The organism is Mucilaginibacter litoreus (genome assembly GCF_042676805.1).
GTDB classification, from domain to species: domain Bacteria; phylum Bacteroidota; class Bacteroidia; order Sphingobacteriales; family Sphingobacteriaceae; genus Mucilaginibacter; species Mucilaginibacter litoreus.
In genome coordinates this window covers 406173-420534 of sequence record NZ_JBHTHZ010000013.1, presented here as the reverse complement: position 1 = coordinate 420534, position 14362 = coordinate 406173, and the positions used below count along the sequence as shown (strand labels likewise).

At 41.2% G+C, this 14362-nt stretch carries 15 protein-coding genes; 7 read left to right on the top strand and 8 right to left on the bottom strand.

Translation table 11 applies throughout. The annotated features are described in order from the left end of the window. Positions 1-81 precede the first annotated feature (81 nt). Positions 82-2040: a DNA topoisomerase (ATP-hydrolyzing) subunit B gene (gyrB, locus tag ACFQZX_RS15235; protein WP_377116911.1), complete on the bottom strand. Its 1959-nt coding sequence runs from the start codon at positions 2038-2040 to the stop codon at positions 82-84. A 194-nt stretch (positions 2041-2234) separates the two neighbouring features. On the opposite strand from gyrB, the gene ACFQZX_RS15230 reads away from it, so the two are divergent. Together ACFQZX_RS15230 and ACFQZX_RS15225 are read left to right on the top strand one after the other, a co-directional pair. Then, positions 2235-2837, top strand: coding sequence for an OmpH family outer membrane protein (locus ACFQZX_RS15230; protein WP_377116909.1), 603 nt, complete (start codon positions 2235-2237; stop codon positions 2835-2837). A gap of 93 nt (positions 2838-2930) precedes the next feature. Beyond that, a complete protein-coding gene (locus tag ACFQZX_RS15225) occupies positions 2931-3407 on the top strand; it encodes a nucleoside deaminase (protein WP_377116907.1) in 477 nt (158 codons plus the stop codon). A 3-nt stretch (positions 3408-3410) separates the two neighbouring features. Here ACFQZX_RS15225 and ACFQZX_RS15220 read toward each other — a convergent pair whose 3' ends face one another. From ACFQZX_RS15220 to ACFQZX_RS15190, 7 genes are all read right to left on the bottom strand, one after another. Then, entirely contained in the window at positions 3411-3761 is a 351-nt protein-coding gene (locus tag ACFQZX_RS15220; RefSeq protein ID WP_377116905.1) for a DUF6122 family protein, read from the bottom strand. 3 nt (positions 3762-3764) lie between these two features. Then, positions 3765-4544, bottom strand: coding sequence for a 3-deoxy-8-phosphooctulonate synthase (gene kdsA / locus ACFQZX_RS15215; RefSeq protein ID WP_377116903.1), 780 nt, complete (start codon positions 4542-4544; stop codon positions 3765-3767). Beyond that, positions 4531-5271: a 3-deoxy-manno-octulosonate cytidylyltransferase gene (gene kdsB, locus ACFQZX_RS15210; RefSeq protein ID WP_377116901.1), complete on the bottom strand. Its 741-nt coding sequence runs from the start codon at positions 5269-5271 to the stop codon at positions 4531-4533. Before kdsB ends, kdsA begins: the two co-directional genes overlap by 14 nt. Positions 5272-5273: 2 nt before the next feature. After that, positions 5274-6209, bottom strand: coding sequence for a KpsF/GutQ family sugar-phosphate isomerase (locus ACFQZX_RS15205; protein WP_377116899.1), 936 nt, complete (start codon positions 6207-6209; stop codon positions 5274-5276). A 90-nt stretch (positions 6210-6299) separates the two neighbouring features. Further along, positions 6300-7700: an undecaprenyl-phosphate glucose phosphotransferase gene (locus tag ACFQZX_RS15200; RefSeq protein WP_377116897.1), complete on the bottom strand. Its 1401-nt coding sequence runs from the start codon at positions 7698-7700 to the stop codon at positions 6300-6302. A gap of 173 nt (positions 7701-7873) precedes the next feature. Next, on the bottom strand, positions 7874-9169 hold the full coding sequence (locus ACFQZX_RS15195; RefSeq protein WP_377116895.1) for a nucleotide sugar dehydrogenase: 1296 nt from the start codon (positions 9167-9169) through the stop codon (positions 7874-7876). A 91-nt stretch (positions 9170-9260) separates the two neighbouring features. After that, the gene (locus ACFQZX_RS15190) at positions 9261-9653 is read right to left on the bottom strand and encodes an RNA-binding S4 domain-containing protein (RefSeq protein ID WP_377116893.1); all 393 of its coding nucleotides are present in this window, start codon (positions 9651-9653) and stop codon (positions 9261-9263) included. Between the two features lie 89 nt (positions 9654-9742). Between ACFQZX_RS15190 and ACFQZX_RS15185 the strand changes: the two genes are divergently transcribed. From ACFQZX_RS15185 to ACFQZX_RS15165, 5 genes are all read left to right on the top strand, one after another. Continuing rightward, positions 9743-10558, top strand: a complete 816-nt coding sequence (locus ACFQZX_RS15185; protein ID WP_377116891.1) for a 2,3,4,5-tetrahydropyridine-2,6-dicarboxylate N-succinyltransferase — start codon at positions 9743-9745, stop codon at positions 10556-10558. Positions 10559-10645: 87 nt separating this feature from the next. Then, positions 10646-11629: a glycosyltransferase family 9 protein gene (locus ACFQZX_RS15180; protein ID WP_377116889.1), complete on the top strand. Its 984-nt coding sequence runs from the start codon at positions 10646-10648 to the stop codon at positions 11627-11629. After that, positions 11622-12188, top strand: a complete 567-nt coding sequence (locus ACFQZX_RS15175) for an L-threonylcarbamoyladenylate synthase (protein ID WP_377116887.1) — start codon at positions 11622-11624, stop codon at positions 12186-12188. The genes ACFQZX_RS15180 and ACFQZX_RS15175 overlap by 8 nt, the downstream gene beginning before the upstream one ends. Before the next feature lie 56 nt (positions 12189-12244). Further along, positions 12245-13651 carry a CCA tRNA nucleotidyltransferase gene (locus ACFQZX_RS15170; RefSeq protein ID WP_377116885.1) on the top strand — a complete coding sequence of 469 codons (1407 nt, stop codon included), beginning with the start codon at positions 12245-12247 and terminating at the stop codon, positions 13649-13651. Between the two features lie 46 nt (positions 13652-13697). After that, positions 13698-14345: an IS1096 element passenger TnpR family protein gene (locus tag ACFQZX_RS15165; RefSeq protein ID WP_377116883.1), complete on the top strand. Its 648-nt coding sequence runs from the start codon at positions 13698-13700 to the stop codon at positions 14343-14345. Positions 14346-14362: the final 17 nt, after the last annotated feature.

Below are 14362 nucleotides of genomic sequence, written 5' to 3'. Positions count from 1 at the left end.
CTAAGAAAATTATATATTTAATTTGACCACAAAAAAACGCCCGGCTTTCAACCGGGCGTTGTATATGAAAATTCAAATTGATTAGGTGTCGATACGCGCGTAACGTGCATTCTTTTCAATAAACTCGCGACGCGGAGCAACTTCATCGCCCATTAACATAGAAAAAGTGCGGTCGCATTCGGCAGCGTTTTCAATGCTCACTTGTTTAAGCGTTCGTTTAGCAGGGTTCATGGTTGTTTCCCAAAGCTGCTCAGCGTTCATCTCTCCCAAACCTTTGTAACGCTGTACATGCACACTATCCTCTTTGCCGGCACCTTTAAGCCTTTGTATGGCCAAATCACGCTGCTGGTCATTCCAGCAATATTCCTGTTCTTTCCCCTTTTTAACCTGATATAGTGGAGGAGATGCGATATAAACATACCCATACTCAATCAACTCTTTCATGTAACGGAAAAAGAAGGTCAGGATAAGTGTGGTGATGTGCGAGCCGTCTACGTCGGCATCCGTCATGACCACAATTTTATGATACCGCAGTTTGGTAAGGTTGAGCGCTTTGGCATCCTCAGGGGTACCAATGCTTACGCCAAGCCCGGTGAACATATTTTTTATTTCCTCATTCTCATAAATCTTGTGTTCCATGGCTTTTTCCACGTTAAGTATTTTACCACGTAATGGTAAAATAGCCTGGAATTCACGGTCGCGCCCCTGTTTGGCAGTACCACCTGCCGAGTCACCCTCTACCAGGTAAATCTCGCAAAGTGTCGGGTCACTGTTAGCACAGTCGGCCAGTTTACCGGGCAAGCCAGATCCGCTCATTACGCTTTTGCGCTGCACCATTTCGCGTGCTTTGCGTGCGGCGGCACGGGCGGTAGCTGCAAGGATAACCTTCTGCACTATCATCTTAGCCTCCCTGGGGTTTTCTTCCAGGTAATTACCTAATATCTCGCCAACAGCCACGTTTACAGCACCACTCACCTCGCTGTTACCCAGCTTGGTTTTGGTTTGCCCTTCAAACTGGGGTTCCGCAACTTTTACAGATATAACAGCGGTTAAGCCTTCCCGGAAGTCATCACCTGTAACATCAATCTTAACATTCTTAAGCAAGCCTTCTTTATCAGCATAAGCTTTAAGCGTACGGGTTAATCCCATTCTGAAACCGGCAACGTGTGTACCACCTTCAATGGTATTGATGTTGTTTACGTATGAAAATACATTCTCAGAGTAAGTATCGTTATACTGCAGGGCCAGTTCTACTGGTATCCCTTGTTTTATACCTTCTACATAAATTGGCTCGGGTATGATAGGTACACGTGTACCATCAAGATATTTAACAAATTCTTTTAAACCACCTTCAGAGTAATATTCTTCGGTTACAAAGCTACCGTTCTCATTAGTCTGTCTTTCATCTGTAAGGGTTAGTTTGATACCTTTATTCAAAAAAGCCAACTCGCGTAAGCGGGTTGCCAGTGTTTCAAACTTATACTCGGTAGTAGTGGTAAATATCTCAGGATCGGGCTGAAAAGTTTGTATGGTACCTGTCAGGTCAGACTCGCCGATGGTTTTAACATCAAACATAGGCTTACCGCGCTCATATTCCTGGGTAAAAATCTTACCTTCACGGTGTACAACGGTTTTCACATGGGTTGATAACGCGTTAACGCAACTTACACCCACACCGTGCAAACCGCCAGATACCTTGTAAGTATCCTTATCAAACTTACCACCGGCATGCAATACGGTCATAACAATTTCAAGGGCAGATTTTTGCTCCTTAGTATTGATACCTGTAGGTATACCACGGCCGTTATCTTTAACTGTTACCGAATTTCCTTTATGGATGGTGACATTGATAGTATCGCAATAGCCGGCCAGCGCCTCATCTATCGAGTTATCAACCACCTCGTAAACCAGGTGATGAAGGCCTTTGACACCTGTATCACCAATATACATAGAAGGCCTTTTGCGAACTGCCTCCAATCCTTCTAAAACCTGTATGTTATCCGCCGAATAATTTGATTTATTCTGATTTTCTTCGCTCATATTTTACTAAACACTAACGTTCTCCAGTAAGGAGTTTAACAAACAAAAATACGATTTTAAGAGCGAAATCCGCTTAATAATGTGCAACAATAGTACGATTGTTGATAAATATGACCCGCTATAAACATGTAATTAATGGATAGGAAACTTGAGTTAAAAAATTATATTTGTCAAAATTTTATAGTTCAATATCAATGAATATCAAAGCGTCATTAGTTACAAAATCAGTATTAGCTTTAACCCTTGCGGCAAGCGTAGCTGCCTGCAATCAAAATAAACCTGCTGATAAACCTGCTGCTTCAAATACTGCATCATCGGCTCCGTCAAACAAGCCCGAAATAGTTTTTATTAACCAGGATTCTGTCGTGTCGCAATATGATTATATTAAAGACATGGATAAACGCCTGGAAAGCAAGGGTAAAGCAGCCCAAAGCGATGTGCAATCCCGCCAGAATGCTATACAGCGCGAAGTTGCCGAGTATCAAAAAAATGCTGCTACCATGAGCGCCGATCAGCGCCAAGCTACCGAGCAGCGTTTAAATCGCAAGGCACAGGAGTTTCAGCAATATCAGCAAAACGCCGGTGCCGCCGTTCAAACCGACCAGATGAATGAGCAAACCAAACTCTACGAAAAGCTTATTGATTTCACCAAAACCTACGCAAAAGAAAATGGCTATAAATTGGTGTTAACTTTCAAAAAAGGCGATCCTACCATGTTATATGGCGATCCAAATCTGGACGTAACTGCCGATGTTATCAAAAAACTTAATGAAGCATACGCAAAGGATAAAAAATAAGATTTGACATGTGTTCTGCAGCATGCAGATTAACAGTTTATATAATGAACTTGAACCCCGGCTGTTAGTTGGGGTTTTTTGATGGATTGAATTATGGAAAACGTACACAAGGAATTTATGCGGATGTCCATTGAGTTGTCCAGATATAATGTTGAAAGTAAACAAGGCGGCCCATTTGGCGCTGTCATCGTAAAAAACGGTGAAGTGATAGCCGCAAGTGCTAATAAAGTTGTACCTGATAATGACCCCACCGCACATGCCGAGGTATCGGCCATACGCTTAGCCTGCCAGCAATTAGGTACTTTCAGTTTAGATGGTTGTGTAATATACACCAGTTGCGAGCCCTGCCCTATGTGCCTTGGCGCTATTTACTGGGCAAGGATTAGCAAAGTTTACTATGCCAACACCAAAAAAGATGCTGCTAATATTGGTTTTGACGATCACTTTATTTATGGCGAACTGGAATTACCCATGAGCAGCCGTAAACTACCTTTTGAGCAGTTGATGCATGAGGAATCGCTGGAGGTATTTAAACAGTGGGAAATGACCGAAAACAAAACCGATTACTAATGCTTACATCCACAAACAGTCCTGCCAATCGGTAAACATGTGGAACAGCAACCCTACGGCAATAACCCTCGTTTTTGGAAAAAAAAGCAGGATAAAATAAGCAGCAACAGCGTAATAAGAATGTAATGGATGATAGCCAATACTACATCTTCCCGCATCAAAAACCGGTGTGGCAAAAAGGTGGTCGGCATCTACCAGCATAGTTGCAACCATAATTAGCCAGGCTTTTTTCCATTGATTCCTGAAAAACAAATAAGCTATAAACCCCGGCGCTAAAAAATGCAGGCTATAATGCAAAATCGTACGCAACACACCTGAAATAGCTATTGTGGCGGTGGTTGTAAAAGCCGGCATGTATTAATTGATCAACGCTTTTACCAGTTCCTCCAGATCACTCAGGTAAAGCATGTTCGGGCCGTCGCTCAGGGCATGGTCCGGGTCAGGATGGGTTTCAATGAAATAACCACTGGCACCAAAGGCCTTCGCCGCGCGCGCCATAGAAGGTACAAACTTACGGTCGCCCCCTGTTTTGCCGCCAGCGCCTCCCGGCCGTTGTACCGAGTGGGTGCAGTCCATACAAACAGGATAGCCAAATTCGTTCATATCGGCTATATTCCTGAAATCAACTACCAGGTTGTTATAACCAAAAGAGTTCCCCCGCTCGGTAAATATGATCTGCTCGTTACCAGCTTCTTTTACTTTTTGTGCCGGATAAAACATATCCTGGCCCGATAAGAACTGCGCTTTTTTTATGTTCACCACTTTGCCCGTTTCTGCGGCAGCGACCAGCAGATCGGTTTGGCGGCATAAAAAAGCAGGTATTTGTAAAATATCTACCACCTCGGCACATGCAGCCGCCTGGAAAGGTTCGTGTATATCTGTAGTAACCGGCAGACCAAACTTCTCCTTTACATTATTTAGCATTTCCATTCCTTTGGCAAGCCCCGGGCCGCGGTAAGAATGTATGCTGGTACGGTTTGCCTTATCAAACGAAGATTTGAAAACAACAGTAACCGGGTATTTGCTGCCAATTTCTGCAACCTTCTCTGCTACTGTGTAAAGCAGGTCCTGGTTTTCCATAACACAGGGACCAACAATAAAGAAAGGCTTTTGGACAATTTGATTATATAATGTCATTATCTTTTATCTTTTTACGGGCAAGTTCAAGGTCATCGGGTGTATCAATTCCTTTTTCAAAATTTTTCACCTCTATCATTTTTATTTTATAGCCATTCTCAATGGCCCTTAATTGTTCAAGTTTTTCTGATGCCTCTAAAAAAGACACGGGCATCGTAACATATTGTTTCAAAAACGAGGCCTTAAAAGCATATATGCCCATGTGCTTTTTATAGATGGAGGTATCATCTACCTCCACATCGCGGGAATAAGGTATAGCAAACCTTGAAAAATAAATGGCATGGCCATTGATATCGGTTACCACTTTTACCAGATTAGGGTTGCTCAATTCATCCTTATTTTGCACAGGGGCACAAACACTGGCCATTACTGCATCGCTTTGCTGTAATGAGGTTATCAGCCTGTCTATAATACCGGCATCAAAAAAAGGTTCGTCGCCCTGCACATTTACCACAATGTCGCATTGTACCTGTTCAATCACCTCAGCAACACGGTCGGTTCCGCTTGGGTGCTGATCACTCGTCATCAGCACATTGGCAGTGAACATTTTGCAAATATCAAAAACATCTTTGCTATCTGCTGCTATCCATATCTCCTGGTGTAAGGTTGCTTTTTGACAGGCTTCATATACCCGCTGTATTACAGGTTTACCACCCAAGTCAAGCAATACCTTATCAGGTAAGCGGGTTGATTTTAAGCGCGCAGGAATAACTATAACAGCTTTCATAGTTACACCTGGTTAAATATCTGATACACCCCTGTTAATATATTCTGCGCATTGCCTACCAGCACCGTAGTTATTTTGCGCTCTATCATCAGTTCTTCTGCATCAAAAACCAAATCATCTTCGTTTACCATTACAGGATTTGTACTCATTAAATCCGTGACAGATAAATGATAGATATCTTTATACTTAACTAATCCACGGCGCAAGTCGCCGTCTGTTATAACACCAGCTACATTACCTGGCGAGCCAACTATAACCATTCCCAACTTACCCTCAGACATTTTTAACACCAGTTGTGTAAACGACGAATCTGTACTGATGAATGGCAGTTTTTCCGTGCGCATCAGATCTTTAACCTTTACCAATAGTTTACGACCAAGACTGCCACCGGGATGAAAGCGTGCAAAATCGGCAGGAGTAAAATCCTTAGCGGTCATCAAAGCAATTGCCAGCGCATCACCCATTACCAAAGTAGCAGTTGTAGATGATGTGGGTGCCAACTCTAACGGGCAGGCTTCCTGCGGCACTTTCACATTAAGATGATAGGTGGAATTTTTTGCCAGGGTAGAGTCCGGCCTTCCGGTTATGGCAATAAAAATATTGTTATTATGCTGCAAATAGGGTACAATTTTCAGCACTTCTTCTGTTTCGCCGGAGTAAGATATCAGTAGCACTATATCTTGCGGAAAGATCATCCCCAGATCGCCGTGAAAAGCTTCACCGGGATGCATAAAAAAGCTTGGTGTTCCCGTACTGGTAAATGTGGCCGAAATTTTACGGCCTATGTGGCCCGATTTACCCATACCGCAAACTACCAGCCTGCCCTCAGATTTAAGGATTGCATTTACAGCCAGATCAAATTGTTCGTCAATAGCCGACGAAACTGAGTTTAGTGAAGCAATCTCTATATCGAATACTTTTTGTGCAATACTTTTCATGATAGCTGTATAGCTGCCGGTTTTCTACGCACGCAAAAGTACTTAAAATATCGAAGTATTGTTAATGAGCAAAACTATCTAAGTCACCGCTTAAAAGGCATTTTCTTCGCCTTTGGCACTATTCCATACAGTCAGGAATATGATCTTAAGATCAAGCAAAAATGACCAGTTTTCCAGATACCAAACATCATACTCAATACGCTTTGCCATTAATTCGGTATAAGGAGTTTCGCCACGCAGCCCATTTACCTGTGCCCAACCGGTAATTCCGGGTTTAAGAAAATGCCTTAGCATGTACTTATCAATCAGGCTGGCGTACTGCTCGGTGTGGCTAAGCATGTGTGGCCTTGGGCCTACTACAGACATATTGCCAATTAACACATTGAAAAACTGAGGAAGTTCATCTATACTGGTGCGGCGCATAAAGGCACCTATCTTTGTAACACGGCTGTCGCCGCGGGTAGCCTGTTTTTTATCTGAATCATTGTTTACTTTCATGCTTCTGAACTTAAAACACATGAAAGGCTCATTTTCGCGGCCTGACCTCAGTTGTTTAAAAAATACAGGTCCCCTTGATTCCAGCTTTATTAAAATAGCAAGTATCGGAAATAACCAACTAAAGAAAAATATGATAATGAACAAGGAAAACACAATATCAAACAGTCGTTTAATAAACCGGTTCAACATGTTTTCCAAAGGTTCTGCTCTTACAGAAATTACAGGAATGTGCCCGAACGACTGAACAAAAACAGGCTTTATACCATAATTGTAATATTCCGGTACAAACTTAAAGCGTATCATATTTTTATCAGCATCCACTATAAGTTTTTCTATTTTGGATGACTCCGATACCGGTAAGGTGCAGAATATTTCGTTTATACTGTTATCAAGTACGTATTTGATACAGTCATCAACCGGACCAAGATACATCTCTTTATTATCGACAGCATCGGGATCATCATCAAAAAAACCGGCTACTTTATAACCCTGGTTTGTATATTTCTGAAAAAAGGCCTGCAAATCTTTGCCTATTCTTCCGCATCCTACAATAATAACGCTGCGGGAGTCGTTCAGCCTTGCACGATCGCTTCTGCGAAGTATCAGGAACAGGAGTTTCCAGACAGCCAGCAATACGCCAAAAAACGTTGATGAGCTAAACAGAAAATCACGTGTAATTAAATAGGTATTTGTGCTGTTAACTATGATAATAACACAAATGAGACTTATGAATATTAAATAAGTTTTAATAACATGGCTGAAAGTCTTGATGGAGTCTTTATGCAATACATGTTGATACAAGCCAGTTATATTGGCAGATAATAACCATGTAAGATTAAACAGAAGCACAACCGGAAGATAGTTTTTATTGTACATCCAGAATATGCTTTCCCGACCCTCTATCTGGTAAGCAGCCACCATTCCCACATTCAGGCATATATAATCTACGATAAGGTTTATAGTTTTAACAAATGTGGAGTATCTGTGATTCATAGAACAGGGGTACTTAAATACTAAAAGATAATAATGCTATTAATATATTATTAGATTTTTTCAAATATAACTTTAATAATTGCAACAATATCTTTACTTTATAGCAAATATAAAAAATGTTTCAGATAACAATAATTAATTCATCTTCAATTTTTTCTTAAATTTTAGGCTGATTATAACCTGGCATCCACTATATTTCTTGGTAAAACTGCCTTCGAATCAAATATAACGCCGTTTTCAGACAGATAACTAACCAAGTCAAGCGATTTAAAGTTATCGTGAGCAACAGCAAGGACAATAGCATCATAAACTTTATCTATATTATCCTGTATATTAATGTCATATTCTTCTTTAACCTTTTTTGCATTGGCTAACGGGTCATAAACATCTACTTTCATTTTAAATTCACATAACTCATGGTAAATATCCACCACTCTGGAGTTACGGATGTCGGCACAGTTTTCTTTAAAAGTAATACCCAATATAAGTGCTCTCGCATTTGCAATATTTTTACCCTTGTTAATTAATAGCTTAACAACCTTATTGGCTACAAATACGCCCATATTATCGTTAACCCTTCTTCCTGAAAGTATCACTTCGGGATGATAACCAAGCGATTGAGCCTTATGAGCAAGGTAATAAGGATCAACGCCTATACAATGGCCACCTACAAGCCCGGGCCTGTACCGCAAAAAATTCCACTTAGTTGCTGCAGCATCAAGCACATCATTGGTATCGATGTTCATCCTGTCAAATATCAGAGCCAGTTCGTTTACAAACGAGATATTTACGTCTCTTTGGGCATTTTCTATTGCTTTGGATGCTTCGGCAACTTTTATACTTGGCGCTTTATGTGTGCCTGCTTCAATTATAGAGGCGTACAACTTATCTACACTTTCTGCAACCTGGGGAGTTGACCCACTGGTTACTTTTTTAATTTTGGTGAGGGTATTGATTTTATCTCCGGGATTTATCCTTTCAGGGGAGTAACCAACAAAAAAGTCATTGTTAAATTTCAATCCGGAAGCTTTTTCAAGCAAGGGAATGCACTCTTCTTCTGTACAACCCGGATAAACTGTAGATTCATAAATAACCAGGTCACCCTTTTTTAATACCGAACCCAGCATTTCGGTTGCATTGAGCAAAGGGTCAAGGTTGGGTGCCTTGAACTGATCTATGGGTGTAGGTACAGTAACAATGTAAGTGTTATAATTTTTAAGCTGATCTTGTTCAGCAGAAAACTTAAGGCCTTCCAATGCATCTGGCCGGCTATCTGCCATTATAAGTCTTATATCAGCGCTTTCCACTTCATTTAACACATCGTTTGCGGCATTAAGTTCATTAACGCGGTTAACGTTGGTATCAAAGCCCAATACCTGATACTTTTTTGCAAATTCTACAGCTAAAGGCAGCCCTACATATCCTAATCCAATAATCGCAATCTTGTGATCTGTAAAATTTTCTTCCATGTATAAATGCTTAATCAGCCCGCTTTAACTGTTAATGAAGGTTTATTATTTTTTGAAATTGTGAACCACGAAAAACTTTGTGTGTTTGTGTTTATTCAAAAAAATCGTCTTTTAGTCCGTCAATCTCACGCCTGTCCCGTTTAGTTGGTCGCCCTGTACCACGATCCCGCTTAAGTATAGGCGCATGAAACATAGATTTAAATGCCACTGTTTCTTCTTCGGGTGTTATATCCTCATAAAACATTATAGCCGTTTTTGCATCCACCCGATTTTCTAACAGGCCGGTAATTTTTATGACTTTCTTTTCTATCCCTTTAGATACGTTGTACACCTCTCCTATTTTAACCTCGTGCGATGGCTTTACATTACTTCCATCCAGTTTTACACGGCCGGCCCTGCAAGCATCGGCAGCCAATGTGCGGGTTTTAAATACACGTATAGCCCACAAATATTTGTCAATCCTAAGTTTTTCCTTATCCGGCATATCAATTGTGCTATCTTAAAACTTAACACTCTAATCAACAAATGTCCCTAAAAATCCTTTAATTTGACAAAATTTATTTTTTCGTAGTAATGCTTAATTTAAAGAAACTTATTGAGGATGCCTGGGAAGACCGCAACCTTTTAAACTTTAATGAATATACCAACGCCATTGAAGCCGTGATTGACAGGCTTGACAAAGGCGAAATACGTGTAGCTGAATTAATAGGCAGCCGCTGGCACACCAATGATTGGGTGAAAAAAGCTGTCATATTATACTTTCCTACACGTGCAATGGAAGAAATTAAAACCGGCCCTTTTGTATTTCATGATAAAATGAAACTCAAAACCAATTATAAAGAGCTTGGAGTGCGTGTGGTACCTCATGGCCTTGCCCGCTATGGCGCTTATTTGGCCAAAGGCGTTATCATGATGCCGTCTTACGTAAATATAGGTGCTTATGTTGATGAAGGTACCATGGTTGATACCTGGGCTACTGTAGGTTCATGTGCACAAATTGGTAAGCATGTGCACCTGAGCGGCGGTGTAGGTATTGGCGGTGTGCTGGAGCCGGTACAGGCTTCGCCGGTTATTATAGAAGATAATTGCTTTTTAGGCTCTCGTGCGATTGTGGTTGAAGGTGTGCATGTAGAGGCAGAAGCGGTATTAGGTGCAAACGTAGTATTAACTGCCTCAACCAAGATCATTGATGTAACCGGTTCTACACCTGTTGAATATAAAGGCAGGGTTCCGGCCCGCTCAGTTGTGATACCAGGCTCATATACCAAATCTTTCCCTGCCGGTGACTACCAGGTGCCTTGCGCGCTTATCATTGGCAAGCGTAAAGAGTCAACAGATAAAAAGACATCGTTAAATGATGCGTTAAGGGATAATAATGTTGCTGTTTAAGTAGCAGGTTGATCAGGTTGATTAAGTGAGTAGTTTTGTTGTTTTTAACTCTTCGCTTAATCAACCACTCACTTAATCAACAAAAAGATGAAGATACTTATCCGCCTTCCTAACTGGCTTGGCGACATTGTGATGAGCACTGCCTTCATTAGCGCTGTAAAACAACAATACCCCACAGCGACAATTGATATTGTAATCAAAAAAGAACTTGCCGGCATTGCAGCTTTCATTGTGGGCATAAATCACATTCATCTTTTTTCAAAACAGGAATACAAAGGGCTTGGGGGAGCATATCGCTTTGGAAAAGCCTTAAAAGATCATCATTATGATCTGTATTTTAACTTACCTCAATCGCTTTCCTCATTGGCGATGGCTTGGGCCAGCGGTACTAAAAAACGCATAGGTTATGCCAAAGAAGGCGGAATTTTTCTGCTAACTAACGCTATTAAGCAACCTAAGGGTGTACACAGAGTTGATGAATATCTGTATTTGTTAGAAAAGTCTGCCGGCGCTATCGCTCCAAAACCAGAAGTATCCTTAAACGGTAATTTCTCAGCTTCAGCCAACAATGCCATCGTTAACTTTAACTCTGAAGCATCATCCAGGCGAATGCCAGTTGAAAAAGGGAAAAGCCTAATCAACTCGCTTACCAGCATGTTTAAAACAACGCAATTTGTTTTTGTTGGTTCTTTTAAAGAAGCCGGATTCATTGAAAGTTTGTTATCAGGCTTGGAAAACCAGGAGAGGCTGCATAATTACGCCGGTAAAACCGATCTGAAAGGACTTGCTGAACTAATTTCACAAAGCAAGGTTGTTTTAACCACCGACTCGGGGCCCGCGCATCTGGCCAATGCACTGAATGTTCCTGTAGTTGTTTTGTTCGGCGCAGGTAATGAGCTAAACACCGCACCTTATAACCCAAAAGGGTTAAATATAATACGTGCAGCTAAGTTAGATTGCGAACCTTGTGTACGTAACGTTTGTAAATTATATGGCGTGCCCAAGTGTATGCAACTTTTAGACGAAAATAAAATAATAAATGCATTAAGTTTGCATCTTGACAATGCTTAAAGACGAAGTAAATAAGGCACTGAAAATTGTGCAGGATGGGGGCATCATACTTTATCCTACAGATACCATCTGGGGCATTGGCTGCGATGCTACCAATACCGAAGCTGTGAAAAAGATATATGCTTTAAAACAGCGCGAAGAAAGCAAAAGTATGATCATCCTGGTAGATGTTGATAACAAGCTGCAAAGCTATATCAACGAGGTGCCAGACATTGCTTATGATTTAATTGAGTTTGCAGAAAACCCGCTTACACTGGTAATGCCAGGCGCAAAAAACATTTCACCTGCCCTTATAGCAGAGGATGGCAGCGTTGGCATCCGTGTTAGCAGCCATCCGTTTTGCCAGCAGCTCATACAGCGTATGCGCAAGCCACTGGTAAGTACATCGGCAAACATAAGTGGCCAGCCCTCTCCTGAGTACTTTTCAAAAATAAGTCAGGATATCATAGATGGTGTTGATTATGTGGTTGACTTGGACCAGCATATCACCCAGATCAAAAAGCCATCAACCATTATGCGGCTTGCACCGAACGGCGCTTTTGAATTTATTCGCCGTTAAAGGTTATAAATCGTTAAATTTGTGGTGCAAATACAAGCCTGTTCGCAGTATTAACTATGAAACAACACCTGCAACATCCGGTATTTTCTGTTATTTCTAAGCTTGCAGCTCAACATAATGTTCAGGCTTTTGCAATAGGCGGCTACGTGCGCGATATATTTCTTAAACGCCCTTCTAAAGATATTGATATTGTGGTACTTGGCAACGGTATTACATTTGCCGAAGCAGTAGCAACACAGCTTAATGTTAAATTAGCTGTTTTTAAAAATTTTGGCACTGCTATGCTTCGCTATCAGGATGTAGAAGTGGAGTTTGTGGGTGCCCGCAAAGAAAGTTACCGGTCCGACTCGCGTAAGCCAATTGTTGAAAACGGCACTTTAGAAGACGATCAAAAACGCCGCGACTTTACTATAAACGCATTGGCTATAGCCCTTAACCCGGATGTTTACGGTGATTTAATAGATCCATTTAATGGCATTGCCGATTTGGAAACGAAACTTATACGTACGCCGTTAAACCCTGGCGATACTTTTTCTGATGATCCCCTGAGAATGATGCGGGCCATACGTTTTGCCTCACAACTTAACTTTAAAATAAATGACGACGCTGTATCAGCCATTAAAAGCAATTTACAGCGCATAAAAATTGTATCGCAGGAACGCATTACAGATGAGCTGAACAAGATCATTTTGTCTCCTAAGCCATCGTTAGGCTTTAATTATTTGTTTGATACAGGGTTGTTGCACATTATATTCCCGCAAATGGCGGCGCTTTATGGCGTGGAAGTAATAAATGGCAAACGACATAAAGACAACTTTTACCATACCCTGCAGGTACTGGATAATATTTGTGAACACACAGACGATTTATGGTTACGCTGGGCCGCCATATTACATGACATTGCCAAACCCCCAACTAAACGGTTTGAAGCCGGCCACGGCTGGACGTTTCATGGGCACGAGGACAAAGGCGCCCGCATGGTACCCAAAATATTTGCACAGCTCAAGCTTCCGCTTAACGAGAAAATGAAGTTTGTGCAAAAGCTGGTGCAGCTTCATTTAAGGCCGATAGTATTATCACAATCCGTAGTTACAGATTCCGCCGTACGTAGGTTACTTTTTGAAGCAGGTGATGATATAGAAGCACTGATGCTGTTGTGTAAAGCAGACGTAACCACCAAAAACGAGTACAAGGTTAAAAAGTACCGTCAGAATTTTGAACTGGTACAACAAAAATTAAAGGACGTTGAAGAGCGGGATAGTATACGTAACTGGCAACCCCCTGTTAGCGGGTTGGATATAATGCAGCTATTTGGGATAGCCGAGGGCCGCGAGGTAGGCATTATCAAGAATAAAATCCGTGAAGCGATACTGGAAGGCGAAATATCAAATGACCGCGAAGCGGCAATTAAGTACACAATTGAAAAAGGAGCGGAAATTGGCTTGAAAGTTGTGGCAAGCTGATTTTTAATAAACATATTATTTTTGACAAAAAAACTTTACTTATAAAATGGCACTATACAGGTTCAGGGTAACTTTTGAGGATTATGATGATGTTTCGCGGGATATTGATATCAAATCAAACCAAACGTTTGAGGATCTTCATAAAGCAATACATCAGTCTACCGGCTACAACCCCGAGTTTCCTTCATCTTTTTATGTAAGCAACGACCAATGGATGAAAGGCGACGAGATTACCTATTTGCCAAACCAAAAACGGATTGAAAGAAAAATTCCATTGATGGATAAGTGCAAGCTAAGCAGCTACATCGACGATCCGCACCAAAAATTTTATTATACTTTTAACTTCGACAGGCCATTTGATTTTCATGTAGAGCTAATGAAGATCATCCTTGAAGAAAATCCTAATATTACTTATCCAGCCGTTATACGATCTGTAGGCGAAGCACCTAAACAGTTTGGTAACGTATTTAATCCCACTGTAATATCATCTGCAGATGAGGATTTCGATTTCCTAAATGAAATGCATTACACGCCGGAAGATGCTGAGGATTTCTCTGAGGTTACTGACGCTGATGCAACCGAAGAAAAACATGGAAATGACGAAGAGGAAAATGAAGAGGATGAATTTGGCTTTGGCGATGATGAGAACTTTGAAGAAGACGACAGGCGCAGCGGCCGCGATGAAGACTATTGATCAGTAGAAGGCCAAAA

What these genes read in the sequence shown, in the direction of transcription:
- gyrB (WP_377116911.1), bottom strand. Translation starts at nt 2,040, where the DNA reads ATGAGCGAAGAAAATCAGAATAAATCAAATTATTCGGCGGATAACATA.
- ACFQZX_RS15230 (WP_377116909.1), top strand. Translation starts at nt 2,235, where the DNA reads ATGAATATCAAAGCGTCATTAGTTACAAAATCAGTATTAGCTTTAACC.
- ACFQZX_RS15225 (WP_377116907.1), top strand. Translation starts at nt 2,931, where the DNA reads ATGGAAAACGTACACAAGGAATTTATGCGGATGTCCATTGAGTTGTCC.
- ACFQZX_RS15220 (WP_377116905.1), bottom strand. Translation starts at nt 3,761, where the DNA reads ATGCCGGCTTTTACAACCACCGCCACAATAGCTATTTCAGGTGTGTTG.
- kdsA (WP_377116903.1), bottom strand. Translation starts at nt 4,544, where the DNA reads ATGACATTATATAATCAAATTGTCCAAAAGCCTTTCTTTATTGTTGGT.
- kdsB (WP_377116901.1), bottom strand. Translation starts at nt 5,271, where the DNA reads ATGAAAGCTGTTATAGTTATTCCTGCGCGCTTAAAATCAACCCGCTTA.
- ACFQZX_RS15205 (WP_377116899.1), bottom strand. Translation starts at nt 6,209, where the DNA reads ATGAAAAGTATTGCACAAAAAGTATTCGATATAGAGATTGCTTCACTA.
- ACFQZX_RS15200 (WP_377116897.1), bottom strand. Translation starts at nt 7,700, where the DNA reads ATGAATCACAGATACTCCACATTTGTTAAAACTATAAACCTTATCGTA.
- ACFQZX_RS15195 (WP_377116895.1), bottom strand. Translation starts at nt 9,169, where the DNA reads ATGGAAGAAAATTTTACAGATCACAAGATTGCGATTATTGGATTAGGA.
- ACFQZX_RS15190 (WP_377116893.1), bottom strand. Translation starts at nt 9,653, where the DNA reads ATGCCGGATAAGGAAAAACTTAGGATTGACAAATATTTGTGGGCTATA.
- ACFQZX_RS15185 (WP_377116891.1), top strand. Translation starts at nt 9,743, where the DNA reads ATGCTTAATTTAAAGAAACTTATTGAGGATGCCTGGGAAGACCGCAAC.
- ACFQZX_RS15180 (WP_377116889.1), top strand. Translation starts at nt 10,646, where the DNA reads ATGAAGATACTTATCCGCCTTCCTAACTGGCTTGGCGACATTGTGATG.
- ACFQZX_RS15175 (WP_377116887.1), top strand. Translation starts at nt 11,622, where the DNA reads ATGCTTAAAGACGAAGTAAATAAGGCACTGAAAATTGTGCAGGATGGG.
- ACFQZX_RS15170 (WP_377116885.1), top strand. Translation starts at nt 12,245, where the DNA reads ATGAAACAACACCTGCAACATCCGGTATTTTCTGTTATTTCTAAGCTT.
- ACFQZX_RS15165 (WP_377116883.1), top strand. Translation starts at nt 13,698, where the DNA reads ATGGCACTATACAGGTTCAGGGTAACTTTTGAGGATTATGATGATGTT.